Genomic DNA, 23,369 nt, shown 5'->3' on the forward strand with positions numbered 1-23,369 from the left:
CGAGGTCGAACAGGCCTACTACGCTGACCTTGATTCAGCCCAGCCGGCGACCGCCGGACAGGGAAACCGATAGGAACGAAACCCAGGGCGAATCACTTCTCGAACCACCTCCTCGCGATCGGCCGGCGACCTTAGGAGGGTGAGTCACGCTGGGCGTGACTCACCCTCCTAGGGTTCTGGGCCTTTACGTGGGATAACTGGAGTGTGGAGGACTCGGGTGTCACCAGCGGTCGAGTAGATGTCTGGGAGCGGGAGCACGCGGCCAGGCTGATGGACGCGCAGCGACGTCAGCAGGATGGTGTGCTCAGCCATGCGCAACTCGCGGCAGGTGGGCTGACGCGCGCTGACATGATCAGGATGCAGCGGCGCAAGGAGATCGTGCGGGTGCATCCGCGGGTGTACGTCGATCACACGGGTCCGCTCACCTGGCACCAGCGCGCCTGGGCAGCCGTCCTCTACGCCGCACCCGCCTACGTGTGCGGCCCGAGTGCGGAGGCGCCCCGCACAGAGCGGCCGATGGTGCCGGGTATGGTCCCCGACCCGATCCATGTCGCCGTCGACCAGACCCGGAGGGTGGCGCCTCAGCCCGGCATCGTGATCCACCGCCTCACCAATCTCGAGACCCATGCCCACGGTGGCGTCCCGCCTCGCCTGAAGCTGGAGGACAACGCGCTGGCGATGGCGCACGACGCCCGCTCGGAAATCGACGCGATCGCCAGTCTTGCCGACGTTGCTGGGCGGGCTCATGTCACCGTCGGCTCGCTCCGTGGGGCGCTGAGTCGTTTCCCGTCCCTGCGCCGCCGTGCCTGGATCGCCAAGATCATCGACGATCTGGAGTCCGGCACGAACTCCGTACTCGAGCATGGCTATCTCACCAAGGTCGAGCGCGTCCACGGGCTGCCACGGTCCGAGCGACAGGCGGTCCGTGCGACGTCGAAGGGCAGTCAGTTCCGGGACGTGGAGTATGCCGCGTACGGGCTGGTCGTCGAGCTCGACGGAGCGTTGGGCCATGACACCTGGCGCGACCAGGCTCGCGATGCCGACCGGGTGCTCGACGACCTCGCCGCCACCGGCACCGTCACCGCGCGACTGCGCTGGCATCAGGTCTTCGAGACGCCCTGCCGGACTGCGCGGAGCATTGCGAGAGTCCTGGCAGCGCGCGGCTGGATGGACTTCCCGACGGCGTGCGGCGACGCCTGCCTCCTAGGGTCATCGAGAACGACGGAGCGGATCACCTGATTCCACCTATCGTTGAACCGTGGAGAGGCCCACCCTCAAGGAGCTCGCCGTCCAGGCGCTGTCGTCGGTGGAGCGCGGCTATGACCTGCTGGCGCCGAAGTTCGACGCGACCCCGTTCCGGACGCCGGACTGGACGCTGGCGGCCACGATCACGGCGCTGCGGGAGTACGGGCCGTTCGAGCGTGGCCTCGACGTGTGCACCGGCACGGGGGCGGGGCTGGAGCTGCTGGCGGAGGCGACCGCGGAGCCGCCGACGGGGGTCGACTTCAGCGTCGGGATGCTCGAGCGGGCCAGAGCCGCTCACCCGGACGCCGATCTGGTGCGGGCGGATGCTCGTGCGCTGCCGTTCGATGCTGCGTACGACCTCGTGGTGAGCTTCGGGGCGCTGGGGCACTTTCTTCCGGAGGAGCGTCCGGCCCTCTTCGAGGGCATCCATCGGGCGCTGCGGCCGGGCGGGATGTTCGCGATGCCGGTCAGTCGGGCGCCGGGGCCGACCCACGCGGCCTACTGGCTGCTCTCCGGCTTCGACCTGGTGATGCGGGTGCGCAACGCGGTGTGGCGGCCGAAGTTCGTCATGTACTACCGCACTCATCCCAGACCAGCGCTGTTCGCCGACCTGGCCGACGCCGGATTCACGGTCGAGACGGCGCCGATGCCCGGTGTCGGCGAGCTGATCATCGCTCGCCGGCCACCGGGCTGAGGTGTGCAGGACCTCAGGCGCGGCGCGGGTTCCGCTCCGCCAGCCGGGCGGCGATGACGGGGACGATCACCACCGCGGCGATGAGGTGGGAGATCACCAGCATGATGTTGGTGGCGTAGGAGTCGGTGACGGCGACCAGGCTGGGCACCAGCGAGAGCGCCGTCAGCGTCCAGGCGGTGCGCTTCCAGGTCGAGCGCGGACGCTTGGCGAAGCGGTCGAGGCAGACGGCGATGACGATGCCGATCAGGCCGAGCTCGGCGACGGCCCAGGCGAGTCCGGTCGCAGGGACCGCGGCGGGTGCGAGGCCGGTGCCGGGTAGCGCGACGTTGAACGGCACCCCGACCGCGCGGGCGAGGAACTCGTAGACGCCGGTGACCAGGGCGCCTGCGACGACGGCGGTGACGCTGACGAGCCAGACCGGCAACCGCCCGGCGAACTGGTGGGTGGTGGTCGTGGTCTGGGTGTAGGTGCTGGTGCTCATGGTGGTGCCTCTCGTGGTGGTCGTCGCGGTCCGTACGACCGCTTCTCACCCTCTCCACGAACGCCTCGACGCCGATACGACAGGTTCCCGGAAAAAAGATTCTGAGGGGTGAAGATCACACCCTCCGGGGCTATCCAACGGAAGCAAGTTAGGTGAGCCTTGGTCGGCATGACCCGCACACCTCGGATCGCGAAGCTGCTGGGCCCGTGATCGGGCTGCTCGGCCTCCTGTTCATCACCAGTGGCGCCGCCACCTACTACCTGGCACACACCCAGCTGAAGGTGCAGGAGATCACCGTCGCCGACGACGCCTCGTTCCTCGCCGGAGACAACGTCGACGGCCCCTTCTCGGCCTATGCCCAGGCGGCCACCGTCGAGAAGCACGCGCTGGGGATCACCAAGGGCAAGACGTACGCCGAGCTGGACCAGGAGGACCCGATCCGCGCCGTTGCCGCGGAGTCGTCGTTCGTACGCGCCTCGCTGCTGACCGCGGTCACCGCCTTCGGTCTCTCCGCGCTGGTCGCGGGCCTGGGCGTGGCACTGCTGTTCGTCGCCTTCGCGCTCGGGTCGCTGGCCCGCGCGGTGGCACAGGCGAAGGAGAAGGCCTCGGCGGGGACCGACGGCCTCGAGCCGGCCACCGCCTGACCCTCACCAATCGTCAACGGGCCCGGGAAGGCATCGCCTTCCCGGGCCCGTTCTCCCGTTCTCAGCCCAGTCGCCGGAATGCGCGGACGGAGAGCGGCACGAAGATCGCCAGCAGGACCGCGGGCCAGGCCAACGCCAGGAGCATCGCATGGTCGGCGAGGACGCCGGAGGTGATCCCGGTCGGGTTGCCGAAGAGGTCGCGGCAGGCGGTCGCAGTCGCCGAGACCGGGTTCCAGGCCGCCAGGAAGCCGAGCCAGCCGGGCATCGTCTCGGGCGAGACGAACAGGGCCGAGCAGAAGCCCAGCGGCCACACCAGCACCTGCACCATCGTCAGGGCACCCTCCATCCGCAGGGTCAGCCCGAGGAAGATGCCCAGCCACAGCATCGCCAGCCGCAACCACAGCAGGAGGCCCACCGCGGCCGCCGCCTCGAGGAACGAGCCCTCGATCCGCCACCCGATCAGCAGACCGCCGAGCATCAGTACGCCCACCTGGACCGCCGAGTTGCCCAGATCGGCGGCCGCGCGCCCCAGCGGCACCGCGAGCCCGCTCATCGGCAGCGACCGGAACCGGTTGGTGACACCGCGCTTGGTGTCCTCGGTGACCACGGCCATGGTGCCGTCGATGCCGAACATCATCGTCAGCGCGAGCACGCCGGGCAGCAGATAGGGCAGGTACGTCCCGCCGCCCGGCATCTCGATCGCACCGCCGAACAGGTAGCCGAAGATCAGCAGCATCATGATCGCGAACAGGATCCCGAACACGGGCCCCCACGGCTCGCGCTGCCAGTGCTTGAGGTCGCGAAGCGTGATCACCCAGGTCTGGGTCGCGGTCTGTCGCAGGGTGGTCATCGGTCGGCTCCTTCGGGTGCGGTCAGGTGGAGGAACACCTCGTCCAGGGTCGGCCGGCGCAGCAGCACGTCGTCGACCGTGATGCCGGCGGAGTCGAGGCTGCGTACGACCTCCACGACCGCGGCGCCGCCGCCGGCCGAGCCGGCCTCGACGGTGACCTCGAGCCGGTCCGGGTCGATGACCGCAGCGGAGCCGAGGATGCCGGCGATCAGGGCGAGGTCGTCCGGCCCGGTCGCGGTGATGATCACCCGATCGCCGCCGAGATCGCTCTTGAGCGCGGACGGTGTGCCCTCGGCGATCACCCGGCCAGCGCCGAGCACGGTGACCATGCCGGCGAGCTGGTCCGCCTCGTCCAGATACTGCGTGGTCAGCAGCACCGTGGTCCCATCGGCGACCACCTGCCGCACCATCTCCCAGACCTCGTGGCGACCGCGTGGATCCAGCCCCGTGGTCGGCTCGTCGAGGAAGAGGATCTGCGGGCGGGTGACCAGGCCGGCGGCGATGTCGAGCCGGCGGCGCATCCCGCCGGAGTAGCCCGAGACCTCCCGGTCGCCGGCCTCGGTGAGGCCGAAGGCGTCGAGGAGGTCGCTGGCGCGGCGTACGGCATCGGGCTTCGAGAGGCCGTGCAGGCGGCCGAACATCACCAGGTTCTCCCGGCCGTGGAGGGCCTCGTCGAGCGCGGCGCTCTGCCCGACCAGGCCGATCGTGGAGCGGACCCGGGCGGGGTGGCGTACGACATCGTGGCCGCCGACGCGCACCTCGCCGGCATCGGGCCGGGTCAGGGTCGCGAAGACGTTCACCGCGGTCGACTTGCCGGCGCCGTTGGGCCCGAGCAGGGCGTGCACGGTGCCGGCGGCGACCTCGAGGTCGAGGCCGTCGAGCGCCTGGGTGTCGCGGTAGCGCTTGCGCACGTTGCGCGCGGACAGGGGAGTCATCGGCCCACCTCGATCCGGAACACGGCGCAGCGGCCGGCGACCGCCTCGAAGGCCTCCGGCGTCACCGCGGTGACCACCCCGGCGTCGGCCATGATCCTCGCCCCGTCCGCCATGCGCTCCGGCCACAGCCGGAGCACGGTCAGTGCCTCGTCCCCCTCGACCTCCACGAGGCTCACCGCCTCGGTGGACCGGCCGACCCGCAGCGTGGCGCGACCGGACGCGGCACGTACGTTGCGGGCCCAGTCGGCTCCCGGGAACCCCTCGAGCAGGTAGCGCCGTCCGTCCAGGTCCAGCACCGAGAGCGGGGTGCTGCGGGGCTTGCCGCTCGTGCGGCCCGGCACGGTGAGCACGGGCAGCTCCTTCATCCCCAGCCCGGTTCTCGACAGGGTCACGAAGACCTTGTTCATCGGCTTGAGCCAGCGCGGTGGCACCGGTTTCGCATCGTTCGGCATCCACGTTCCTCCAATTTCGTACGCTGTACGAAAATGACAACGGAGCGACTCTAGCATTTGTTCCGTACGACGTACGAAATTATTTCTGATGAGGTTACGATGAACGACGTGCCGGATCAGCCAGACCAGTCGGACCCGTCCCTGCGCCTGCTGTGGCGCCATCGGACCGGGGCGCGCGAGGAGCCGAGGGCGAAGCGGGGGCCGAAGCAGAAGGTGAGCGTCGACGAGATCGTCGACGCCGCGATCGATCTCGCCGACGCCGAGGGTCTGGCCGCGGTGACGATGCGCGCCATCGCCCAGCGCTTCGGCCTGGGGGCGATGACGCTCTACTCCTACGTGCCCAACCGCGACGCACTGCTGGTGCTCATGGCCGACCAGGTGACCGGCCGCACCGAGCTCCCGGAGCTGCCCGCGGACCCGCGCAAGCGCCTCGAGCTGGTCGCCAACCTCGCGCACGACGAGCTCCGGGCCCATCCGTGGCTGCTCGAGGTGCAGGACGTACGCCCCTGGCTGGGGCCCAACATGAGCGACCGCTACGAGTGGCAGCTGAGCGCCGTCGACGGGATCGGGCTCACCGACCTGGAGATGGACCAGACGGTCGCCGTGCTGATCGGGTTCGCCGGCAACATCGCCCGCAGCGAGCTGATGAAGCGCCGCGCCGAGCAGGTCACCGGGATGACCGAGTCGCAGTGGTGGGAGGCCAACTACGACACCCTGAGCGAGGTCATGGCGGGCAGCCACTACCCGCTGGCCAACCGGGTCGGCACCGCTGCAGGTGAGGCCTACCAGGCGGCCACCGACCCCGCGCGCGAGCTCGACTACGGGCTGGCCCGGATCATCGACGGCGTCCTCGCGCACGTCGGCCGTTAGCCGAGTCGGCTCGTTCTGACGACAAACGCTGCCGAGTCGGCTCGTTTTGACCGAAGACGTCGCCGAGTCGGCTCGTCAAGACGAGCCGACTCGGCGTTGCGGGGGGTTCAGCCGGCGGTGCGGCGGGCGGGGGTGGCCAAGTGCTGGGAGAGGTGTTCGACCAGGTCGGCGGAGTCGTCGCGGGCGCCGTCGATGTAGGTCGAGCGGCGACGGCGCAGGACGGGCAGGCCGGTGACGTAGAGGCCGGGCAGGTCGGTGATGCCGCCGTGGTGGCGGATCGCGCCCTTGTGGTCGAAGACATCGGCGTCGAGGAAGCCGTGGTCGGGCTTGATACCGGTCGCCCACACCACCGAGCCGATCTCGCCGGAGGTCAGCGAGAGCGACAGCAGCGGCTCGGGCACACGGGTCGGCTCGAGCCGCTCGCCGGTGCCGCCGAAGGTCTGGTCGATGCCGCTCAGCAGCCGGTTGGCCTTGAGGTCGGCCAGCGCCGCCAGGTTGGCCAGCGAGCCGGAGAAGAGCGCGGAACCGTCGCGCAGCCCGGCCAGCTTGCCGACCACGCGGACCCCTGCCTCCTGGAGTGTGTTGAGGTCGAGCGTGGTGGTGCCGCCGACGAGCTGGAAGGAGGAGAGCCGCCGGGCGCGGGTGACGTCCTCGAGCTCGTCCCAGCGCTCGTCGAGGATGCCCGCCTCCTCGATCCAGGCGAAGATGTCGCGCCCGCGGTAGCGGCGCGGCACCCGGACGTGCTCGCCGACGGCGAGGGTGACCTGGCGACCCGAGGCCTGCAGCTCCGCCGCGATCTGTACGCCGCTGGCGGCCGCTCCGACCACCAGCACCCCGCCGGGCGGGAGCCGGGAGGGCCGCCGGTAGTCGATGGCGTGCACCGAGGGCAGGCCGGGCGGCAGGTCGGCGGCGAGGGTGGGCACCACGCCGCGTACGGAACCGGTGGCGAGCACGACGTGCTCCGCCGTCCAGGGACCTGCGGAGGTCTCGACCAGAAAACCGTTCTGACCGGGGGAGACCCGGTAGACCTCGACGTTGTCGTGCACGGGGGCCGCGATCACGTCGGCATAGCCGGCGACCAGCGAGGCGACCTGGGCCGCGGTGAGGAACTCGTCGGCCTCGGCGGGGCCGAGCAGCGGGTCGGCGAGCCCGGGCAGCCGGTTCATCCAGCCCGGGGTGAGCAGGCGGAGCGAGTCCCAGCGCTGCGTACGCCACGAGTGAGCGACCTGCCCGCGCTCGAGGACGACATGGTCGATCCCCTCGGCACCGAGTCGGTGGCTCACCGCGAGGCCGCTGTGCCCCGCCCCGATCACCGCGACCGTGGTGCGGCGAGACGGGACACTCATGGTCACGAGACCGAGACGCTGACCGCGGTCGGGTTGGTGAGGATGTCGAAGACGGCCGAGCGCTTCTGCGACTGCGCGACCAGTGCCTCCACGTCCTCGGGGGAGGCGTCGGCGTCGATCGAGTAGTTCACGCGTACGCCGGTGAAGCCGTTGCGGACGTCGGCGTCGGCGCCGAGGATGCCGCGGATGTCGCGGTCGCCCTCGATCGTCGCGGTGACGGAGTTGAGCTGGATGCCGCGCTGCTGGGCGACGGCGGCGACGCCGGCGGTCAGGCAGCCGCCGAGGGCCACCAGGACCGTCTCGACCGGGGTCGGGCCCTGGTTGTCGGCGGCGAACTGCGGCGGGTGGTCGCCGTCGGACTCGAAGGAGCGCCCGGCCTCCTGCTCCTCGCCGAGGCCGAAGAAGCCCTCGACCTTGCTCTTGGAGTGGGTGCCCTTGACCCAGGTGTTGGTGGCGCGCCAGGTGAACTTGGCGGCCTCCGGGGTCTCCTGCAGCGCGGCCCGCGCGCCGAGCAGGGCTTCGACGTTGACGCCGTTGTCGACGGTGGTCTCTGTCATGGTGATTTCCTCGTTTCGATGGGTGTGGATGGGGCGTGGATGGGTGGTGGGGACTGTCAGGCCAGCGAGACGTTGACCGGGACCGCGCTGTTGAGTGTGTGGCCGACGGGTGAGCTGGCGAGCACCTTGGTGTGGAGCGCCTCCAGCTCCTCGCGAGGCGCCTCGGAGGCGATGGTGACCACGGCGTCGATCGCGTCGAAGCCGGCGTGGCCCTCGGCGAGGCCGAGGAAGACCTTGAGGTCGACGTCGCCCTTGAGGTCGATGCGCAGGTCGTCGAGCTCGATCCCGGCGACCGAGGCGTTGGCCGCGTAGCCGACGGCGAGGCAGTTGCCCAGCGCGCCGAGAAGCTGCTCGACGGGGTTGGCCGCGGCGTCGCCGCCCCCGAGACCCGCGGGCTCGTCGGACTGCGTGGGCTCGAAGGAACGGATCTTCGCCTCGGACGCGAAGGCGCCCTTCCAGGTCACGTGGGCGGCCCAGGTCGTACGTGCCTTGGCGGGATCGTCCTGGATCGCCTGGACGAGGTTGCCGACGGCGGCGAGGTCGACATCGTTGAGCTGTGTCTGTGAATCGATGCTCATGAGAACACTCCGGGGTCGAGGGACTGTCTTACTTGATATAATAGACTAACTAACTCGACTAAGCAGGAGGTCTCATCGCGCGGTCCGGCGTGCCGAGATCACGCCGGTGTCGAAGCCGGCCAGGTGCAGGCCGCCGTGGAACCGGGCGTGCTCGATCTTGAGGCAGCGGTTCTGGGCGACCGTCAGCCCGGCGTCGCGCGCTGTCGACGCGGCCTCGTCGTTGGTCAGCCCGAGCTGGAACCAGACCACCGGCGAGCCCAGTGCGATCACCTCCTCGACGACGGCGGGCAGGTCGCTGGCCCGGCGGAAGACGTCGACGATGTCGGGGGTCTCCGGGAGGTCGGCCAGGCTCGCGTAGACCGGCAGGCCCAGCACCTCGCGGCCCGCGGCGTTCGGGTTGATGAAGTAGAGCCGGTAATCGGTGTCCTGGGCGAGGTAGGTGGCGACGTAGTAGCTCGATCGGGCGGTGTTGGGTGAGAAGCCGACGATCGCGATCGACCTCGCGGCCCGGAGCAGCCCCTGGCGTTCGCGTGCGGTCGGCTCGTGCGGGATCTGGGTGATGGTCATCAGGAGTCCTTCCTGGTCGAAGCGGAGCCCGAGACCGTTGGTACGGCGGCGGTGAGCGCCTGGTCGAGGTCGAAGACGATGTCGTCGGCGTCCTCGATGCCGACGCTGATCCGGACCAGGCCGGGGGAGACGCCGGCCTCGGTCAGCCGCGACTCGCTGAGCTGGCGGTGGGTGGTCGAGGCGGGGTGGATGACCAGGGTCTTGGCGTCGCCGATGTTGGCCAGGTGGCTGGCCAGCTCGACCGACTCGATGAACCGCTCGCCGGCCGCCCGGCCGCCTGCGATGTCGAACGAGAAGACGCTGCCGGGGCCCTGGGGCAGATACTTCTGGGCCCGCTCATGGTGCGGATGAGAGGGCAGCCCGGCCCAGCGGACGTGCTCGACCCGTGGGTCGGCGTCGAGCCACTCGGCGACGATCCGCGCGTTCTCGACGTGGCGCTGGACCCGCAGCGCCAGGGTCTCGACGCCGAGGGCGAGCTGCCATGCCGACTGGGGTGACAAGGTCGCGCCGACGTTGCGCAGGTGCTCGGCGCGGAGCCGGGTGAGGAAGGCGTACTCGCCGAAGTTGCCCCACCACGAGAGCCCGCCGTAGTGCTCGACCGGTTCGTGAAAGAGCGGGAACCGCTCGGGTGAGTACTCGAAGCGGCCGGACTCGACGACGACGCCGCCGAGCGTGGTCCCGTGCCCGCCGAGGAACTTGGTCGCCGAGTGCACCACGATGTCGGCGCCCCACTCGATCGGCCGGGACAGGTACGGCGTCGGGATGGTCGAGTCGACGACCAGCGGCACTCCGTGCGCGTGGGCGACGTCGGCCAGCCCGGCCAGGTCGGCGATGTCGCCCGACGGGTTGGCGACGGTCTCGGCGAAGACCAGCTTGGTCTCGGGGCGGATCGCCGCTGCGTACGCCTCGGGGTCCGAGGAGGACACGAAGGTGGTCGACACCCCGAAGCGGCGCAGGGTGACGTCCAGCTGGGTGACCGAGCCGCCGTAGAGCTGTGCCGAGGCGACGATGTGGTCGCCCGCGCCGGCCAACGAGGCGAAGGTGACGAACTCGGCGGAGAGACCGGACGCGGTGGCGACCGCCCCGATGCCACCTTCCAGGGAGGCCACACGTTCCTCGAACGCGGCGACGGTCGGGTTGCCGACGCGGGTGTAGATGTTGCCGTACTTCTGCAGCGCGAAGCGCGCCGCGGCATCGGCGGTGTCATCGAAGACGAACGACGCCGACTGGTAGATCGGCAGTGCCCGGGCGCCCTGGGCGGCGTCGGGGATGTTGCCGGCATGGATCGCACGGGTGTTGAAGCCGTACGTGTGGTCGGTCATGAATCTCCTAGGCGTTATCGGACAGGAAGGTTCGGACGAGGTCGAGGTAGCCCGGTGGGTCGAGCAGGAACGAGTCGTGGCCCCAGGTCGAGGCGATCTCGTGACGCTCGACGTCGACGCCGGTGCGACGGAGCTCCTTCTCGATCAGGACCGAGTGGGAGGTCCCGAAGCGCCAGTCGGAGTCGAAGGAGATCACCTGGAACCGGGTGTCCCGGATCGCCTTCGCGAAGCCGTCGTCGGCGAAGGGGTCGAAGTAGTCGAGGAGGCGGGAGAGGTAGAGGTAGGAGAGCGCGTCGAAGCGGTCGACGAACGAGCTCGCCTGGTGGTCGAGATAGCTCTCGATCTCGAAGTCGATCCCGAAGCCCGGAGCCGAACCGCCCCGCCGGGAGCGGCCGAACTTCGCCTCCAGTCCGGGCTCGGAGACGTAGGTGACGTGGCCGAGCATCCGCGCCACCGAGAGCCCGTTGACGGGGACGACGCCGTCGTCCGGGTAGCGCCCGCCGCGGAAGTCGGGGTCGCGCAGGATCGCCTGCCGGGCGATGTTCGAGAGCGCGATGTTCTGCGTGCTCAACCGGGCGGAGGCGGCGACCAGGACCGCTCGCTCGATCTGGCCGGGGGCGTCGGCGGCCCACTGCAGGACCTGCATGCCGCCGAGCGACCCGCCGACGGCGGCGTAGAGCTTCTCGATGCCGAGGTGGGCCAGCAGCCGGCGGTGGACGGTGACCAGGTCGGCGACCGAGATCATCGGGAAGCCGAGCCCTCGAGCCCGGCCGGTGGCGGGGTCGGTCGAGGACGGGCCGGTGGTGCCGCGGCAGCCGCCGAGGAGGTTGGCGCAGACCACGAAGAACCGGTCCGTGTCGACCGGCCTGCCCGGCCCCACCATGGTCGGCCACCACTGCGCGGCCTCGGCGTCGCCGGTGAGCGCGTGGGCGATGAAGACGACGTTGTCGCGGGCGGGGGCGAGCTCGCCGTAGGTCGCGTAGGCGACCTCGACGGGCGCCAGCGTGCCGCCGCCGGAGAGGCGCAGCGGGTCGGACTCGTCGAAGAGGGGCGTACGCAGCACCACGCTCATCAACCCCTCTCTCCATTAAGTCGAGTCGTTAACTCCAGAATCTAGCGCGTGAGTCGAGCGCGCGGGCGGATGTCCGGGATCCAGGCGTCGAGTTCTCATGGAGGGCTGGTTGACTAACGCCTGTGACAACCAGTCCTGACACTCCCGAGATCGACCTGACGACCGACGTGGTGACGCTGACCCGGCAGCTGATGGACATCAATTCGGTGAGCCTCGACGAGCTGGAGCTGGCCGACGCGGTGGAGCGGGCGCTGACCGCGTACGACCACCTCGTCGTCGAGCGGCGCGGCAACTCGATCGTGGCGCGCACCGACCTCGGCCTCCCTGAGCGGGTGGTCATCGCGGGTCATCTCGACACCGTGCCGGTCAACGGCAACTTCCCGAGCCGCCTCGACGAGGCCACCGGCATCCTGCACGGCCTCGGCGCCTGCGACATGAAGTCCGGTGACGCGGTCATCCTCAAGCTCGCCGCCACCCTTCAGGCGCCCAACCGCGACGTGACGTACGTCTTCTACGACGCGGAGGAGATCGAAGCCGTCCACAACGGCCTCGGCAAGCTCGCGGCCGGCGAGCCCGACCTTCTCGCCGGAGACTTCGCGATCCTGATGGAGCCCTCCAACGCCGGCGTCGAGGCCGGCTGCCAGGGCACGCTGCGGGTCGAGGTGCGCACCACCGGCGAGCGCTCCCACAGCGCCCGCGCCTGGCGCGGCGTCAACGCCATCCACAAGGCCGGCGAGGTGCTGCGCCGCCTGGAGTCGTACGTCCCGCGCAAGCCGGTCATCGACGGGCTGGAGTACCACGAGGGCCTCAACGCGGTCTTCGTCGCCGGGGGAGTGGCGGGCAACGTCGTCCCCGACGAGTGCGTCGTCACGGTCAACTACCGCTTCGCGCCGGACCGGAGCGAGGAGGAGGCGCTGGCGTTCGTGACCGAGTTCTTCGAGGGCTACGACGTGACCCTGACCGACTCCGCGCCCGGGGCGCTGCCGGGCCTCGACCGGCCGGCGGCCAAGGCCTTCATCGACGCGGTCGGCGGCGAGGTCGGGCCCAAGTTCGGCTGGACCGATGTGGCGCGGTTCACGGTCCTCGGCATACCGGCGGTCAACTATGGTCCAGGTGACCCGATGTTCGCCCACAAGGCCGACGAGCACGTGCGGATCTCCGAGATCACCACCTGCGAGCAGGCCCTTCGTGATTGGTTGACCGCATGACCCGACGCAGCGGCTCCGGCCCGCGCCCCACCAAGTGGCGCCCCGCCGGTAGCACCACCGACCAGCGACTGCTGGACAGCTCCGGCCACGGCGACTGGGTCCACACCGACCCGTGGCGGGTCATGAAGATCCAGGCCGAGTTCGTCGAGGGGTTCAACGACCTCTCCGAGATCGGCCCGGCGATCAGCGTCTTCGGCTCGGCGCGCACACCCCAGGACCACCCGACCTACGCCCAGGCCGAGGCGATCGGCCGCGGCCTGGCCGAGGCCGGCTTCGTGGTGATCACCGGCGGCGGGCCGGGCACGATGGAGGCGGCCAACAAGGGCGCCCTCGAGGCCGGCGGCGAGTCGATCGGCCTCGGTATCGAGCTGCCCTTCGAAGCCAGGCTCAACGACTACGTCAGCTTCGGGCTCAACTTCCGCTACTTCTTCGTGCGGAAGATGATGTTCGTGAAGTACTCCCAGGGCTACGTCGTCATGCCCGGCGGCCTCGGCACCATGGACGAGCTCTTCGAGGCGATGACGCTCTCCCAGACCAAGAAGATCACCCAGTTCCCGATCGTGCTGATGGGCGTGGAGCACTGGCAGGGGCTGCTCGACTGGATGCGCGAGACGATGCTCGCCGACGGCCGGATCAAGCAGAGCGACCTGGACATGATCACGCTCACCGACGACGTGGACGAGGCGGTCGAGCTGATGCTGAAGGCGCGTGACTGAGGCGATGGGTTGGATCTTCGCGGCACTCATCGTGCTGGCTCTCGGCGGAGTCGCCCTCGTAGCCGCCGGGGCGGGCGCGCCGATGGGGGAGGAGTACGGCGACCAGCCCGACGCCCTGGTGCCCCGCGACCGCGTCCTGGAGGCGGCAGACCTGCGCCGCGTACATTTCTCGGTGGCCCTTCGCGGCTACCGGATGGACGAGGTGGACGCGCTGATCGCCCGCCTTGCCGAGGAGGCAGAATGGCGTGAGTCGACCGCGGCCGGCGATGCCGATGCCGAGGTCGGAGTCGGGGGACTCACATCACATACGCCCGAGCCCGATTCGGGCTCGCCCGACGTCTAGGACAGAATCGCTGCCGTGAGCTTCGCTGCCGTACTCGTCTACGCCGTGACCGCCCTGGTCGCGGTGATCGTCGCGCTCACCTACCTGAAGCCGCATCTCCTGCAGCCGCAGGAGCCGGGGCTGCCACCCAAGATCCACCTGTACGCCGGCGCAGCCGGTCTGCTCGTCTGGGTCCTCTTCCTCGTCTCGCCGCCCTCGTTCTTCCTCGGCGGTGACGTCCCGGGGGTGATCGGTCTCTTCGGGATCTGGCTCGCCGCCATCGCGGGCCTCTACCTGCTCGTCCGCCGACTCAAGGAGCAGCGCGCCGCGGCCGGCGTCCACGACGACTACGGCTACGACGAGGGCTACGACGGCTACGGGGATGGCTACGAGGAGGAGTACGCCCAGGGTTATGCCCAGGGATACGCAGAGGACGGCTACGGCTACGACGAGACGGGCTACGCCGACTCGGCCGACTATCCCGAGCTCGACGACCGGTCGGGGTACGCCGACCCGCGCAGACCGGTTCAGCAGCCTGTTCCTCAGCCCGTCGCCCAGCCCGCGGCTCAGCAGGGGCGCGCGGCCGAACGCCGGCCCGAGCCCCGGCGAGCAGCGTCCGGTGTCGAGGAGACCGCCGTGATGGCGCCGGTCGAGCGTGACCCCTCACCTGCTCCGCCGCCCGCTCCGGCTCCCGCACCTGCCCCGGCACCAGCACCTGCTCCCGCCCCGGCCCCGGCCCCGGCCCCGGCACCGGCGCGGGACGGGCAGATCGGTCGACGGGTGGCCGGACGCCAGGCACCGCCGCCGCCCGCACCGCAACCTCAGCCCTCCCAGCAGCGGCCTCCGCGACGGGCAGCCGCACCTCAGCCGCCGGCCCCTCAGCAGCCCGTACGTCACCAGCCCAGGCCCCAGCCCGGACCCCAGCCTGCCCCTGAGGCTCCGGCTCGGCCGCGGCAGGACCGCCCGGCTCCCGTGCGACCCGCACCGGAGCGGCGAGCCCCGGAGAAGCCGATGCGAGAGCGTCCGGCTCCCCAGCGTCCGGCCACTCAGCGTCCGGCCCCGCAGCGCCCCGCTCCCGAGCAGCCTCAGCCGGGTCAGGGCGGGCCGGGCCGCAGCCAGAGCGGCCAGGACCCGTGGGGCCGCCGTCAGGAGCCGCCGCAGCGCCGCTCGCGCGGCTACGACGATCGCTACGACGACCGTCGCAACGACAGCCACGACGAGTTCGCCGACCGCCGGTACCGGCGCGACAGCAGCTACTCGGACTACCCGGGCCAGCAGCAGCCGAACCCGCCGCGCGCGCCGCGTCCGGCACCCCGGCCCGCCCCTCAGCCCGCGCCCCAGGCCCAGCCTCAGCCCGCGCCGGCTCCGGCGCCGAGCCGGCAGTCCGGCCGCCGGGCGGAGCAGCGGCCCGAGACGTACGATCCCTACTCCTTCGAGTCCTACGGCCCGCAGGACCGGGAACGAGCCGAACCCCCTGTCCAGACTCCGCCCGCGCCCGAGGCGCGGCCGCGTCGGCGTCAGCGGGACGCGGGCTACGACGAGGCGGCTCACGCGGGCTATGAGCCGGGATATGAGCCGGGATACGAGGAGGGTTACGACCAGGCGTATGCGCCGGGTTACGACTACCCTCCGGCAGGCTCAGGACATCGCGACGAGGCCTACGACCGCGGCTACGACGAGCGCTACGAAGACGCCTACGACCGGCCCGTCGGAGACGACCCGCGCGACCGCGGTGACGCCTTCCACGAGTCCTCCGGAGCGGTGATCGTGGTGCACCTCACGCTGGTGATCCTCGCGATCTGGCTGACCTGGGCCTATGGGACCTCGGTCATCTGACAGGTTCGAAGGCAGGTCAACCCGCCGAAACTCCCACCTTGCCGTCAGGTCTGCTGACCTGATGAGGGATAATGGACGTGCAAAGCGCGCTCCGAGGCCATCCGGCAGGTGAGCGCCGACACGCGAGACACGGAAGAAGGTGCCGCATGGCGGCGATGAAGCCGCGGACGGGAGACGGTCCGCTGGAGGTCACCAAGGAGGGTCGGGGCATCGTGATGCGGGTCCCGCTCGAGGGTGGTGGCCGGTTGGTCGTCGAACTGAACGCCGAAGAGGCCGCTGCGCTCGGCGAAGAGATCAAAGGTCTTGGGCTGAACGCGTAGATGACCACAACGCTGCCGTCACCGGCTCTGCCGTCCCAGGTCACACCGCCCACCTTCACGCTCAGCCCGCTCGGTCCGGAGAGCCTCGATGCCGAGATCATCGCGCTGCCGGTCATCCCGGGCGAGGATGCATTGGTCATCGGCCCCGGTGCCGCCGACCTCGGCGACCGACACGACCTCCTCGGTCACCTCGAGTACGAAGGTGCCACCGGTAGTGCCGGTGAGGTGACGACGTACGCCGTCACCGGCTCGGGCACCCTGCGTCAGATCCTGCTGATCGGTGTCGGCGCGCAACGGCGCGACGACTTCCGGAGGGCGGGGGCCGCGCTGGCACGCGCTGTGAGGGATCGGTCCGAGGTGGTCACGACCATTCCGGCGGCCGACCCGGAGGTCGGGCTGGAGCCGTTCGTGGTCGGTGCGACGCTGGGGTCCTTCCTCTTCCACTGGCGCTCCGAGGGCGCCCCGTGGACACCGGTGGAGACGATCACGCTGGCCGACCTCGGCGACGACCAGGCGGCAGCGTTGGACCGGGCTCAGGCGATCGCGCGCGCCGGCTGGCGCGCGCGGTTCTTCTCCTCGGTCCCGAGCAACCTCAAGAACCCTGTCTGGCTCGCCGAGCAGGCGACGTCCCTGGCCGCCGAGAGCGCCTTGAAGGTCACCGTCTGGGACGAGAAGGAGCTCGCGGCGGAGGGTTTCGGAGGCATCGTCGCGGTCGGCCAGGGCTCGGTGACCCCGCCGAGGCTGATCCGGCTCGACTACACCCCGCGCAAGACGGGGCGGCTGAACTCGTTGAGGTCGACACCGACGGTGGTGCTGGTCGGCAAGGGCATCACCTTCGACACCGGCGGGCTCAACATCAAGCCCGGTGACGGCATGCTCAACATGAAGCGCGACATGACCGGGGGCGCGGTGGTGCTCGCGGTGATGTCGGCGCTGGCCGAGATCGGCTGCCCGGTCAAGGTGGTCGGGCTCATCGCCTCCGCGGAGAACGCCATCTCCGGCTCGGCGCTGCGCCCCGGCGACGTGATCACCCACTACGGTGGCCGCACCTCCGAGGTCACCAACACCGACGCGGAGGGCCGCCTGGTGCTGGCCGACGCGATGGCGTACGCCGTGGACAAGATCAAACCGGCCGCCCTGGTCGACATCGCCACCCTCACCGGTGCGATGCGGGTCGCGCTCGGGCAGACGATGGCCGGCTACTTCGCCGACGACGACGCGCTCGCCACGCTGCTCGCCGAGGCCTCCGAGGTCTCCGGCGAGACCTTGTGGCGGATGCCGTTGACCGCCGACTACGAGGACAAGCTCGCTTCGAAGGTCGCCGACGCCGACAACGCCCCCGGTGGGCCCGGTGCGATCACCGCCGCGCTCTTCCTGCACCACTTCACCGGTGGCATCCCGTGGGCCCACATCGACGTCGCCTGCGGTGATGCGTACGCCGACGTCCACGAGCTCACTCCCGGCCCCACCGGCTTCGGTGCCCGGGTCCTCCTCACCTGGCTCGCCGACGCCGACCCCCTGGCCGGCGTCGGTTCCTGACGAGCCGTCACCCCCGTCGGCCGAGAGGTCAGTCAGGTCGGCCGAGTTGGCACGTACGTGACCACTCGGCCGACGCGAGTGACGCCTCGGCCGACGTAGGTGACGTCTCGGCTAGATCTTGCGGGCGAGCAGGAGTCCGTCGCCCACCGGGAGCAGCAGCGGGATCAGGTCGTCGTTGTCGGCGACCTGCTGGTTGAGCTCGCGGATGGTGGCGGTCTCCTCGTCGCGTACGGACGGGTCCGCCACGCGGTCGTGCCACAGCGCGTTGTCGAAGGCGACGACGCCGCCCGGCCGGAGCAGACGCAGGGCCTCCTTGAGATAGGCGGCGTACTCCGTCTTGTCGCCGTCGACGAAGACGATGTCGTAGTGGTTGTCCGTCAAGCGGGGGAGGACGTCGAGGGCGGCGCCGGCGATGCATCGGGCCTGCCGCTGACCGAAGCCGGCCTCGGTGAAGCTCTGGCGGGCCAGCCGCTGGTGCTCGGTCTCGATGTCGACGGTGGTCAGGACGCCGTCGGGACGCATGCCGCGCAGCAGCCACAGCCCGGAGACGCCGGTGCCGGTGCCGACCTCGACGACGTTCTTGGCATCGAGGACGGAGGCGAGGAAGCGCAGCGCGGCGCCGCCGCCGGACCCGATCGGCGCGACGCCGACCTCCTCGGCCCGGGAGCGGGCGGCAGCGAGGAGGTCGTCCTCCGCGACGAACTCGTCGGCGTAGGTCCAACTTGCGGTCGAGACAGGGCTGGTCACACCGCAAAACCTAACCTGTTTCGCGTAACGGTGCGGGAACGCCTGATCCAACTCGTGCGTTGGAAGAGCACAGGAAGAGGAAAAATAGGAGCCTCACAGGCAACTCTCAGCCCTTCCGGCCCCAGGCGATCTACCGTAGGAGATGTCAGCGATCAGCGAGACAGTCGACAGGAGCACCATGACCGCGGAACCCACGCAGGCCCCGACCGTAGAGCCGGGAATTCCGACGTGGGACGAGATCGTGGAGAAGCACTCCGACCGGGTCTACCGGCTCGCTTACCGTCTCACCGGCAACCGCCACGACGCCGAGGACCTCACCCAGGAGGTCTTCGTGCGCGTCTTCCGCTCTCTCGACACCTACAGCCCCGGCACCTTCGAGGGCTGGCTGCACCGGATCACCACCAACCTCTTCCTCGACCAGGCCCGTCGCAAGCAGCGGATCCGCTTCGATGCCCTCTCCGACGAGCGCGCCTCGCGCCTGACGAGCAGCGGCCCGACGCCGGACGTGGCCTACACCGACCAGCGCTTCGACGACGACATCGAGCGCGCGCTGGCCACACTGCCGCCCGACTTCCGGGCCGCGGTCGTGCTCTGTGATGTGGAGGGGCTCTCCTATGAGGAGATCTCCGAGATCCTCGGTGCCAAGCTCGGCACCGTCCGCTCGCGTATCCACCGCGGCCGGGCGATGCTCCGTGACGCTCTCGCCCACCGCGCCCCGCGCGGCGGACGCCTGCGTCACTCCGGGCCCAAGGTGTTGTGGGGCGGGGCTTCATGAGCGAGCGCCAGCGAGCGACCAGCCTCAGGCCGGCAGGTCCGTATTCTTCGCTCTCCTCGACGGAGGTGCCGGCATGAGTCTTCTGGGCAACCACCTCGGGGCGCGCACCAGCGCCCTTCTCGACGGCCAGCTCCCGGCGGCGGAGGAGGAGCGGGCCTGGTCGCACGTGCACGAGTGCTGCGCCTGCCGCCGCGCCGTGGAGCGTGAGGGCTGGCTCAAGCGACGCCTGGCGGGTCTCGGAGTCGATCCCGGTGTCACCGCACCGGCCGACCTGAAGGGCTCGCTCCGCGGCGGCGCCCTGGCCGCCTCGGTATGGCCGGCAGACGACCCTTCGACAGGTTCAGGACATCGCCTCGAAGAGCCCTACACCGACCCCCGGTCGATGCGGCGTACGTTGGTGATGGTCGCCGCCGGTGGCGGTGCCGTCGGTGCTGCCGTCTTCGGCATGTTCACCTTCGCCGCCGCGCCCGCCGACGCGCCGGTCCCGAGGAACCTCCCGGTCACCGCGGTCACCCAGCTCCCGGGAACCCCGGGCGCCCCCGTCGTCGCCCACGTACGCCGCTGAGCGTCGGCCCAGCGACACGACACGAGACCCGGGCTGCCCATTGTTGGGGCGAGTGGGAAGAATGGGTGTCGTGACGCAGGAACCACAAGACGACCAGTCGCGGCCGATCTCCCGCTGGGCACCACCGTCCAGCGTGCCTCCGGCCGGACAGTCGTCCCCTGACGACCTTGTCGAGGACGAGCGGGACACGGCCGAGGTGCCGTTGCCGGGGATGCCCCGGCCTGCCGCCGCGCCGGCTCCAGCCGCCGACACCGCTCCGCTGCCGCCGATGGTGCCGCCACCGCCGGGCGGGTCCCTGCCCGGGTTCGAGGGACCGCCTGCGCCGCCACCGTCCTCACTCCGGACCGACTCCTCGCAGCGCCGCCGCGTCCCCGGCCCGATCTGGGCGCTCGCGGCCGCCGTCGCGTTCCTGCTCGGGGTGCTGGGAGGCTATGCGGGCGGAGTGCTCGAGGACCAGGACGACATGTCGAGCCTGGCCGGCGGCGGGCTCGAACCGGGCTCGATCGAGACCGACGCGCCCCTGGCGGGCGACGACGCCAGCATCGTGAAGGTGGCCGCGACGCTGCTGCCCTCGACGGTCCAGATCTTCGCCGAGTACCAGGGTGTGGAGGACGCCGCGACCGGCTCCGGTTTCGTCTTCGACCGAAACGGCCACGTGGTGACCAACAACCACGTGGTCGCCGACGCGGCCAAGGCCAAGGGCAGCATCGAGGTGGTCGACCACAAGGGTCGCCGCTACAAGGCCGACGTGATCGGGCGCAGCGCCGTCTATGACCTCGCGGTCCTCGACGTTCCCGAGGTCAAGGAGCTCGAGCCTGCCTCGCTCGGTAGCACCTCGCGGCTGAGGATCGGTGAGGGCGTCGTCGCCATCGGCTCGCCGCTGGGCCTCAGCTCCACGGTGACCTCGGGCATCGTCAGCGCGCTCCAGCGCCCGGTGAGCACCGGGCAGACCGAGGACGACACCTCCTACATCAACGCCGTCCAGACCGATGCGGCGATCAACCCCGGCAACTCCGGCGGTCCGCTGGTCAACCTGGTCGGCCAGGTCATCGGGGTCAACTCGGCCATCGCGACCGCAGGTGGCGGCGAGGGCGGAGAGGGCGGCAGCATCGGCGTCGGCTTCGCGATCCCGATCGACCAGGTCAAGGTGACCGCCGCGCAGATCCTGAAGACAGGCAAGGCCACCTACCCGATCGTGGGCGCCTCCGTCGACGTGCAGGCCGCCGACCACAACGGAGCACTGATCTCGGTGGTCGAGGCCGGCTCGCCGGCGGCCGCCGGTGGGCTCAAGGACGGCGACCGGGTCACCAAGGTGGGAGACGTCACCGTCACCGACGGGATCGGCATGATCGTCGCCATCCGTGCCCACCAGCCGGGGGAGACGGTCGAGTTCACGGTGATGCGCAACGGCGCCCGCCACCAGCTCAAGATCAAGCTGGAGGCGCAGACCGAGAACCTCGCCTGACGGCAGGGAAAGACGCGAAGAGCTGCTCGGCACATGCCTGGCAGCTCTTCGCGTTGTTGTGGGGAAGGTTTAGTTGTGGGGGGTTGAGGTTGCTTTGACTCAAGAAGCGTCCGGCGTGGCAGCGGGCGTAGCGGCCTCTGCCTCGACGAACGGGTGGTCGGCCACAAAGGCCTTGGTCTGCGAGTACATGTCATCGATGAACTTCTCGAGGACGCTGGACTCAACGCGCCACTGGCCGCGTCCGCCGATCTTGATGGCAGGGAGCTCACCACGGCGGACAAGGGCATAGACCTGTGCGCTCGAGGTGTTGAGCACCTCGGCGACGTCGGCAAGAGTCAGGAAGCGGGGGGTACCAGACATAAGGATCAGTCTCCCAGACTCTGCAAGCGGCCGTAAACCATCGAGCCAACCTGTTAGTCCGCATTAGGTACTGTTGCGCTGCTTTGTGGATGCGAGGTGGGTGAACCGTGAAGCAGCGAGGTGCTAGGCAGCGAAGAGCAGGTACAACCCACCGACAGTGAAGCCGACCATCGTGAGCAGAAGCGGAATCTGCCCGGTCACCAGGTGCTGCTTCGGGAGAACTTGCAGCGCCCGAATGTGGGCAGACCAGACTCCCAGCACGTGTCCGGTGATCACCGCGGCCACCTTGATGACGGCCAGCAGCGTGGCGTGGAAGGCGAAGAAATAGGAGACCGGCAGGTCCGCGGTTCCGAACCAGTCGCTTCCGTTTCCGAACGGATCCGAGGCGTTGCGCAGCGTTGCCAGCCCGCTCTCCCAGAAATAGCTGAGGTAGTGGGCCACGACGTAGCCGACGATGATCGGTACGAGCGAGGGCGCCAGCTCGCCGGGCAGCGCCCGGCGCGGCACGTCACCGACGCCGGTCAGCATCGTTCCCGCGCAGTAGAACCCGGCCACGAGCAGCGGGAACGCGACCAGCGCGATGTTGCTGATCAGATAGGCGGTGCCGGCCGACATCTCCGGGTTCTGCACGAACTGGAGCCACGTCGGCGACTCCCGGTAGGAGTCGTAGACGATGGTGCCGAAGAGCACCGAGACGACCGCGACCAGCCCCGGGGTCGGACGCAGGGTGTCCAGGTTGCCGAGCGGGGTCCGCAGGACCAGGTTGCCGGCCTGCGTACGTCCCCACACCGACAGGCGCGCGGTCAGCGAGGAGTAGACCTCGAACGGGTCGCAGCGCTCCAGGAACTCCTCGCCGAAGAGCACCCCGCCGAGGATCATCACGGCCAGGTAGAGGGCCAGCCACAGGCGTACGGGGCCGAGGTAGTTGTTCTCCGGGTAGACCAGCTCGAGCCAGGCGAAGGCGAGCAGCGCGAACGCTGCCGGCCAGTAGCCGAGACGCTCGGGCAGGCGCAGCGGCGGATCGCCGGCACCGCGCAGCCACGTCAGTCCGGCCACGATCGTGCGCGCCGGGCTGATCGCCCTCCAGACCCGTCCGAAGAGCAGGGAGAACGGGACGAGGCCGACCCACAGCCAGACGTACGTCATCCCGAAGATCGGGTTGTTGGCGTTGTCGGAGCCGGCGAAGGCGACTAGTACGAAGTAGGCGAAGATCAGCAGGCCGACGACGCGCCACAGTGCGATCCAGGCGGGGGAGTCGACGACACGCCCGAGACGAGGCAGCGGCCAGCCGCGTGGGTTGCGGCTCTGCGGACTCTCTGGGCCAACCACCTGGCCCTCGGCGGCGCGCTTGGTGGTCAGCACCAGCAGCCCGAAGGAGACGAGGAGGGCGAGGACGGCGCCCGCGATGACGTACTCGAGTGGCAGGGGGAGGTCCTGGCGACCCCCCACTCCGTGGGTGAGGATCCCCGAGGAATGGTTCACTGCACCTCGAGGGTGACGATGGTCTTGCCGAGAGTGTGTGACTCCACCTCGTACTGACCAGGGATCTCGAACGAGCCCAGGCTGATCCGCGTGGTGCCCACGCCGTAGGCCGCGGACTGCTCGGGGTCGGAGTGCACGTGGATCTCGCCGGCGGCGTCGGCGGTCACGTCGAGCTCGACCCCGTGGCCGACGGGGACGTCGACCTGGCTCCCGTGCGGGTCGACCGAGTCACCGGAGAAGTTGATCTCGACGACCACCGGGTCGCTGTCTTTGCTGGGCTCGGTGGCGACGTCGTTTCCGCAGGCTGTCGCGACGGACGCGATCCCGCAGATTGCTGCCACGACCGCGATGATCCGGGTCGTGAGGCGCATTACTCCCCCGTTTCGTGGGCTAAGTTCAAGCTGGCTTCTGCCACAATCGC

Annotated in this window: 27 protein-coding genes; 13 read left to right on the forward strand and 14 right to left on the reverse strand. The window is 70.1% G+C overall.

Annotated features, from left to right (window positions below):
* Window positions 1-348 precede the first annotated feature (348 nt).
* Together ABZ796_RS18805 and ABZ796_RS18810 are read left to right on the forward strand one after the other, a co-directional pair.
* Window positions 349-1,239, forward strand: a complete 891-nt coding sequence (locus tag ABZ796_RS18805) for a hypothetical protein (RefSeq protein WP_357338832.1) — start codon at window positions 349-351, stop codon at window positions 1,237-1,239.
* Between the two features lie 19 nt (window positions 1,240-1,258).
* Entirely contained in the window at window positions 1,259-1,939 is a 681-nt protein-coding gene (locus ABZ796_RS18810) for a methyltransferase domain-containing protein (RefSeq protein WP_357338834.1), read from the forward strand.
* 13 nt (window positions 1,940-1,952) lie between these two features.
* Here ABZ796_RS18810 and ABZ796_RS18815 read toward each other — a convergent pair whose 3' ends face one another.
* The gene (locus tag ABZ796_RS18815; protein ID WP_357338836.1) at window positions 1,953-2,420 is read right to left on the reverse strand and encodes a DUF6069 family protein; all 468 of its coding nucleotides are present in this window, start codon (window positions 2,418-2,420) and stop codon (window positions 1,953-1,955) included.
* Between the two features lie 206 nt (window positions 2,421-2,626).
* Between ABZ796_RS18815 and ABZ796_RS18820 the strand changes: the two genes are divergently transcribed.
* The gene (locus ABZ796_RS18820) at window positions 2,627-3,064 is read left to right on the forward strand and encodes an aromatic ring-opening dioxygenase LigA (RefSeq protein WP_357338837.1); all 438 of its coding nucleotides are present in this window, start codon (window positions 2,627-2,629) and stop codon (window positions 3,062-3,064) included.
* 61 nt (window positions 3,065-3,125) lie between these two features.
* Here ABZ796_RS18820 and ABZ796_RS18825 read toward each other — a convergent pair whose 3' ends face one another.
* Genes ABZ796_RS18825 through ABZ796_RS18835 form a run of 3 tightly spaced genes read right to left on the reverse strand, consistent with a single transcriptional unit; the run spans window position 3,126 to window position 5,301 of the window.
* Entirely contained in the window at window positions 3,126-3,914 is a 789-nt protein-coding gene (locus ABZ796_RS18825; RefSeq protein ID WP_357338839.1) for an ABC transporter permease, read from the reverse strand.
* Window positions 3,911-4,849: an ATP-binding cassette domain-containing protein gene (locus tag ABZ796_RS18830; RefSeq protein WP_357338840.1), complete on the reverse strand. Its 939-nt coding sequence runs from the start codon at window positions 4,847-4,849 to the stop codon at window positions 3,911-3,913. The genes ABZ796_RS18825 and ABZ796_RS18830 overlap by 4 nt, the downstream gene beginning before the upstream one ends.
* Window positions 4,846-5,301, reverse strand: coding sequence for a nitroreductase/quinone reductase family protein (locus tag ABZ796_RS18835; RefSeq protein WP_357338841.1), 456 nt, complete (start codon window positions 5,299-5,301; stop codon window positions 4,846-4,848). Before ABZ796_RS18835 ends, ABZ796_RS18830 begins: the two co-directional genes overlap by 4 nt.
* A gap of 99 nt (window positions 5,302-5,400) precedes the next feature.
* Here ABZ796_RS18835 and ABZ796_RS18840 point away from each other — a divergent pair, with 99 nt between their 5' ends.
* The gene (locus tag ABZ796_RS18840) at window positions 5,401-6,171 is read left to right on the forward strand and encodes a TetR/AcrR family transcriptional regulator (RefSeq protein ID WP_357338842.1); all 771 of its coding nucleotides are present in this window, start codon (window positions 5,401-5,403) and stop codon (window positions 6,169-6,171) included.
* 107 nt (window positions 6,172-6,278) lie between these two features.
* On the opposite strand, the gene ABZ796_RS18845 is transcribed toward ABZ796_RS18840, so the two are convergent.
* From ABZ796_RS18845 to ABZ796_RS18870, 6 genes are all read right to left on the reverse strand, one after another.
* Window positions 6,279-7,517 carry an NAD(P)-binding domain-containing protein gene (locus ABZ796_RS18845; protein ID WP_357338843.1) on the reverse strand — a complete coding sequence of 413 codons (1,239 nt, stop codon included), beginning with the start codon at window positions 7,515-7,517 and terminating at the stop codon, window positions 6,279-6,281.
* A 2-nt stretch (window positions 7,518-7,519) separates the two neighbouring features.
* Window positions 7,520-8,074 (reverse strand): OsmC family protein, encoded by a 555-nt coding sequence (locus ABZ796_RS18850; RefSeq protein WP_357338844.1) that lies wholly within the window; start codon window positions 8,072-8,074, stop codon window positions 7,520-7,522.
* 56 nt (window positions 8,075-8,130) lie between these two features.
* On the reverse strand, window positions 8,131-8,652 hold the full coding sequence (locus tag ABZ796_RS18855; RefSeq protein WP_357338845.1) for an OsmC family protein: 522 nt from the start codon (window positions 8,650-8,652) through the stop codon (window positions 8,131-8,133).
* Between the two features lie 72 nt (window positions 8,653-8,724).
* Window positions 8,725-9,219 (reverse strand): CoA-binding protein, encoded by a 495-nt coding sequence (locus ABZ796_RS18860; protein WP_357338846.1) that lies wholly within the window; start codon window positions 9,217-9,219, stop codon window positions 8,725-8,727.
* On the reverse strand, window positions 9,219-10,541 hold the full coding sequence (locus ABZ796_RS18865) for an O-acetylhomoserine aminocarboxypropyltransferase/cysteine synthase family protein (RefSeq protein ID WP_357338847.1): 1,323 nt from the start codon (window positions 10,539-10,541) through the stop codon (window positions 9,219-9,221). Before ABZ796_RS18865 ends, ABZ796_RS18860 begins: the two co-directional genes overlap by 1 nt.
* 7 nt (window positions 10,542-10,548) lie before the next feature.
* Window positions 10,549-11,613 carry a homoserine O-acetyltransferase gene (locus ABZ796_RS18870; protein WP_357338848.1) on the reverse strand — a complete coding sequence of 355 codons (1,065 nt, stop codon included), beginning with the start codon at window positions 11,611-11,613 and terminating at the stop codon, window positions 10,549-10,551.
* 122 nt (window positions 11,614-11,735) lie between these two features.
* On the opposite strand from ABZ796_RS18870, the gene dapE reads away from it, so the two are divergent.
* The 6 genes from dapE (at window position 11,736) to ABZ796_RS18900 (ending at window position 17,554) form a co-directional block, all read left to right on the forward strand.
* Window positions 11,736-12,821, forward strand: a complete 1,086-nt coding sequence (gene dapE / locus ABZ796_RS18875; protein ID WP_357338849.1) for a succinyl-diaminopimelate desuccinylase — start codon at window positions 11,736-11,738, stop codon at window positions 12,819-12,821.
* The gene (locus ABZ796_RS18880) at window positions 12,818-13,537 is read left to right on the forward strand and encodes a TIGR00730 family Rossman fold protein (RefSeq protein WP_357338850.1); all 720 of its coding nucleotides are present in this window, start codon (window positions 12,818-12,820) and stop codon (window positions 13,535-13,537) included. Before dapE ends, ABZ796_RS18880 begins: the two co-directional genes overlap by 4 nt.
* Complete coding sequence (locus tag ABZ796_RS18885) at window positions 13,530-13,880, forward strand: DivIVA domain-containing protein (RefSeq protein WP_357338851.1); 351 nt, start codon at window positions 13,530-13,532, stop codon at window positions 13,878-13,880. Before ABZ796_RS18880 ends, ABZ796_RS18885 begins: the two co-directional genes overlap by 8 nt.
* A 15-nt stretch (window positions 13,881-13,895) precedes the next feature.
* Window positions 13,896-15,695, forward strand: a complete 1,800-nt coding sequence (locus tag ABZ796_RS18890; RefSeq protein WP_357338852.1) for a hypothetical protein — start codon at window positions 13,896-13,898, stop codon at window positions 15,693-15,695.
* 146 nt (window positions 15,696-15,841) lie between these two features.
* Window positions 15,842-16,015 (forward strand): DUF3117 domain-containing protein, encoded by a 174-nt coding sequence (locus tag ABZ796_RS18895; protein WP_008358749.1) that lies wholly within the window; start codon window positions 15,842-15,844, stop codon window positions 16,013-16,015.
* Window positions 16,016-17,554: a leucyl aminopeptidase family protein gene (locus ABZ796_RS18900; protein WP_357338853.1), complete on the forward strand. Its 1,539-nt coding sequence runs from the start codon at window positions 16,016-16,018 to the stop codon at window positions 17,552-17,554.
* A 111-nt stretch (window positions 17,555-17,665) separates the two neighbouring features.
* Here the strand turns inward: ABZ796_RS18900 and ABZ796_RS18905 are convergent, their stop codons facing one another.
* Window positions 17,666-18,301: an O-methyltransferase gene (locus tag ABZ796_RS18905; RefSeq protein ID WP_357338854.1), complete on the reverse strand. Its 636-nt coding sequence runs from the start codon at window positions 18,299-18,301 to the stop codon at window positions 17,666-17,668.
* A gap of 142 nt (window positions 18,302-18,443) precedes the next feature.
* On the opposite strand from ABZ796_RS18905, the gene sigE reads away from it, so the two are divergent.
* The 3 genes from sigE to ABZ796_RS18920 all read left to right on the forward strand — a co-directional run bounded on the left by sigE (window position 18,444) and on the right by ABZ796_RS18920 (window position 21,106).
* The gene (gene sigE / locus ABZ796_RS18910; RefSeq protein ID WP_357338855.1) at window positions 18,444-19,076 is read left to right on the forward strand and encodes an RNA polymerase sigma factor SigE; all 633 of its coding nucleotides are present in this window, start codon (window positions 18,444-18,446) and stop codon (window positions 19,074-19,076) included.
* 73 nt (window positions 19,077-19,149) lie between these two features.
* Window positions 19,150-19,641 (forward strand): hypothetical protein, encoded by a 492-nt coding sequence (locus tag ABZ796_RS18915; RefSeq protein WP_357338856.1) that lies wholly within the window; start codon window positions 19,150-19,152, stop codon window positions 19,639-19,641.
* 70 nt (window positions 19,642-19,711) lie between these two features.
* Window positions 19,712-21,106, forward strand: a complete 1,395-nt coding sequence (locus ABZ796_RS18920; protein WP_357338857.1) for a trypsin-like peptidase domain-containing protein — start codon at window positions 19,712-19,714, stop codon at window positions 21,104-21,106.
* A 99-nt stretch (window positions 21,107-21,205) separates the two neighbouring features.
* On the opposite strand, the gene ABZ796_RS18925 is transcribed toward ABZ796_RS18920, so the two are convergent.
* From ABZ796_RS18925 to ABZ796_RS18935, 3 genes are all read right to left on the reverse strand, one after another.
* A complete protein-coding gene (locus ABZ796_RS18925) occupies window positions 21,206-21,466 on the reverse strand; it encodes a helix-turn-helix domain-containing protein (RefSeq protein ID WP_357338858.1) in 261 nt (86 codons plus the stop codon).
* Window positions 21,467-21,589: 123 nt separating this feature from the next.
* Complete coding sequence (locus ABZ796_RS18930) at window positions 21,590-22,948, reverse strand: hypothetical protein (RefSeq protein WP_357338859.1); 1,359 nt, start codon at window positions 22,946-22,948, stop codon at window positions 21,590-21,592.
* Window positions 22,945-23,319, reverse strand: coding sequence for a hypothetical protein (locus tag ABZ796_RS18935; RefSeq protein ID WP_357338860.1), 375 nt, complete (start codon window positions 23,317-23,319; stop codon window positions 22,945-22,947). Before ABZ796_RS18935 ends, ABZ796_RS18930 begins: the two co-directional genes overlap by 4 nt.
* Window positions 23,320-23,369 lie beyond the last annotated feature (50 nt).

The organism is Nocardioides sp. NPDC047086, from assembly GCF_040643685.1.
In the GTDB taxonomy this organism is placed as follows: Bacteria; Actinomycetota; Actinomycetes; order Propionibacteriales; family Nocardioidaceae; genus Nocardioides.

Excerpts from the sequence above, each read along its gene's own strand:
- ABZ796_RS18845 (WP_357338843.1), bottom strand. The coding sequence starts at position 7,517 with ATGAGTGTCCCGTCTCGCCGCACCACGGTCGCGGTGATCGGGGCGGGG.
- ABZ796_RS18815 (WP_357338836.1), bottom strand. The coding sequence starts at position 2,420 with ATGAGCACCAGCACCTACACCCAGACCACGACCACCACCCACCAGTTC.
- ABZ796_RS18855 (WP_357338845.1), bottom strand. The coding sequence starts at position 8,652 with ATGAGCATCGATTCACAGACACAGCTCAACGATGTCGACCTCGCCGCC.
- ABZ796_RS18925 (WP_357338858.1), bottom strand. The coding sequence starts at position 21,466 with ATGTCTGGTACCCCCCGCTTCCTGACTCTTGCCGACGTCGCCGAGGTG.
- sigE (WP_357338855.1), top strand. The coding sequence starts at position 18,444 with ATGTCAGCGATCAGCGAGACAGTCGACAGGAGCACCATGACCGCGGAA.
- ABZ796_RS18805 (WP_357338832.1), top strand. The coding sequence starts at position 349 with ATGATCAGGATGCAGCGGCGCAAGGAGATCGTGCGGGTGCATCCGCGG.
- ABZ796_RS18935 (WP_357338860.1), bottom strand. The coding sequence starts at position 23,319 with ATGCGCCTCACGACCCGGATCATCGCGGTCGTGGCAGCAATCTGCGGG.
- ABZ796_RS18850 (WP_357338844.1), bottom strand. The coding sequence starts at position 8,074 with ATGACAGAGACCACCGTCGACAACGGCGTCAACGTCGAAGCCCTGCTC.
- ABZ796_RS18865 (WP_357338847.1), bottom strand. The coding sequence starts at position 10,541 with ATGACCGACCACACGTACGGCTTCAACACCCGTGCGATCCATGCCGGC.
- ABZ796_RS18835 (WP_357338841.1), bottom strand. The coding sequence starts at position 5,301 with ATGCCGAACGATGCGAAACCGGTGCCACCGCGCTGGCTCAAGCCGATG.
- ABZ796_RS18825 (WP_357338839.1), bottom strand. The coding sequence starts at position 3,914 with ATGACCACCCTGCGACAGACCGCGACCCAGACCTGGGTGATCACGCTT.
- ABZ796_RS18840 (WP_357338842.1), top strand. The coding sequence starts at position 5,401 with ATGAACGACGTGCCGGATCAGCCAGACCAGTCGGACCCGTCCCTGCGC.
- ABZ796_RS18830 (WP_357338840.1), bottom strand. The coding sequence starts at position 4,849 with ATGACTCCCCTGTCCGCGCGCAACGTGCGCAAGCGCTACCGCGACACC.
- ABZ796_RS18915 (WP_357338856.1), top strand. The coding sequence starts at position 19,150 with ATGAGTCTTCTGGGCAACCACCTCGGGGCGCGCACCAGCGCCCTTCTC.
- ABZ796_RS18870 (WP_357338848.1), bottom strand. The coding sequence starts at position 11,613 with ATGAGCGTGGTGCTGCGTACGCCCCTCTTCGACGAGTCCGACCCGCTG.
- ABZ796_RS18900 (WP_357338853.1), top strand. The coding sequence starts at position 16,016 with ATGACCACAACGCTGCCGTCACCGGCTCTGCCGTCCCAGGTCACACCG.
- ABZ796_RS18860 (WP_357338846.1), bottom strand. The coding sequence starts at position 9,219 with ATGACCATCACCCAGATCCCGCACGAGCCGACCGCACGCGAACGCCAG.
- ABZ796_RS18880 (WP_357338850.1), top strand. The coding sequence starts at position 12,818 with ATGACCCGACGCAGCGGCTCCGGCCCGCGCCCCACCAAGTGGCGCCCC.
- ABZ796_RS18895 (WP_008358749.1), top strand. The coding sequence starts at position 15,842 with ATGGCGGCGATGAAGCCGCGGACGGGAGACGGTCCGCTGGAGGTCACC.